Raw genomic sequence first — 1,772 nt, 5'->3', positions numbered from 1 at the left:
GTTGGTTTCACTTGTTCCCAGAGTGTTGGTACGGCTTTGTGTAAACGTCGTTGACGTATTGTCCTCAATGGAGGTTGTGGTTCCCTGTTCGTCAGTAAAACTAGAGGAGATATTCAGCTCAAGTGCGATGTCCTCCACCGTAATCTGAGGGACGGGCAATTCCGCCAGCAGCGGATTCCGGCTTCGTTCAAAAAGTTCCTCGGAGTCGCTCATCTGGTCGCCGTCCGTGTCGGCCATGATCGGGGAGGTGTGGAAAAAAGTAATTTCCAATTGCTCGTCGATGCCATCGTTGTCGGAGTCCTGATCGAGGAGGTTCGTGTAGTACAGATTGTATTCGCGCTCGTCGAGTACGAGATCGTCATCCGTGTCCTTGTCGCGTGGGTCGGTTGCCAGTTGCTTTTCCAAGCTGTCACTGAGTCCATCCAAATCAGTGTCCGGAGTCAGTGGGTTGCTGGTCACGTCCCGTTGGATGAATTGCCGCGAATTCGGCGTCCCATCCTTGGCCACAAGCTCGACCTCGACTTTCCACCCCCGCTGCTCCTCGGCATCGGTGAGGCCGTCCCCATCGGTATCGTCGAATTCGCAGTTGTCCGCACATTTGCCCGCACAGTCACTCTCGCCCACCGTGCAAGGTGCGTCATTGTCGCAGTCATCGTCGGTCGAGCATGCCCCATGTCCATCGGTGCCGCCCGAATGGGCGGAGCCCGAAGCACAAGCTGGGTGACATGTCGGCGGAGTGCCGGGGAACGTGGCCGTCGCGGGATCGACGAGCAGGTCCGGCGGCTGCATTTGATTGCCCTGCATGTCTTCCACATTGATGACTCTGATGACATAAGTCAGTTCGCTTTGGGAGAGCGTGGCCAGCCGCACCGTCGTTCGGCTGTCACCTAGAAACGCGGCGTCTGTCACGGTCAGGTAGCCTGCTTCCGGCTGCTGGTTCTTTTGGATGATGAAATAGTTCGATGGCACCAAAGCCAAATCGCTCATGGGTTTATTGAACGTTACCAGGACCGTGCGGTTACCCGTGGAGATGGCCCCTGTGACGCGCGGCAGGACCGAATCGGGGTCGCCGGCGTCGAGATCGACATAGGTGAAACTCGCCGTCTTGGCAGTCGGGTTAATGACGTTGAAGGAGCGATCTTCGACATTATTTACCGTAACCGTGTAGTTCGTTCCCGGAGTCATGGGCACAACGCTGACGAGGACTTGCGTTCCCCAGGTATTCACTTGCACGCCGATCACGGGCAGCGCGCCCGAGGTGAATGCGACCGAGTAGTTCGCCACTTCTGACGCGAAATTCTCCAGCGGCTCGCTGAACGAAAGCAGGATCGAAGTCGGCGAGGCCGCCTCGGCCGTAAGCAAGCGCGGCGCCGTGGTATCCGTCGCGGCGATTCCGTAAAACGTCGCGGTGTTCTTGTCGGGATCGATGAGGGTGTTGTTGACGCTGTTGGCGATGTTGACTGCTCGGATGGTGTATGGTTGGTCACTCTGAGGGCCCGTCGTAAGCGTCACGGTGTGGGCGAGGTTGTTGCCGACGCCTTTGACTGCGGAAAAAACTTTCAGGTCGGGATTGTCGATCGTATAATTCGCCGTGGTCTGCGCGGATACGGTGTCGACCGCCTGATTGAATGTAAGCAAGACAGTGGTGTTGCTTAGCGCGACCGCATACCCGAGCTTCATTTCGGCCGCGGTAGATCCTGAAAAGGTCGCGGCCGCCAAGGTTGGTGAGGATTGCACGTTGTTCACCAGCGTCAGGCGATACTGCACTTCCT

1 protein-coding gene is annotated in these 1,772 nt (G+C 57.4%); it reads right to left on the bottom strand.

Translation table 11 applies throughout. The features are described from left to right. Positions 1-1,772, bottom strand: a 1,772-nt coding sequence (locus ACOSYY_RS13520; protein ID WP_421663028.1) for a fibronectin type III domain-containing protein, incomplete at both ends; no start/stop codon positions are given.

The organism is Nitrospira sp. BLG_2, assembly GCF_049222245.1.
This window is presented reverse-complemented; position numbering and strand designations above follow the sequence as displayed.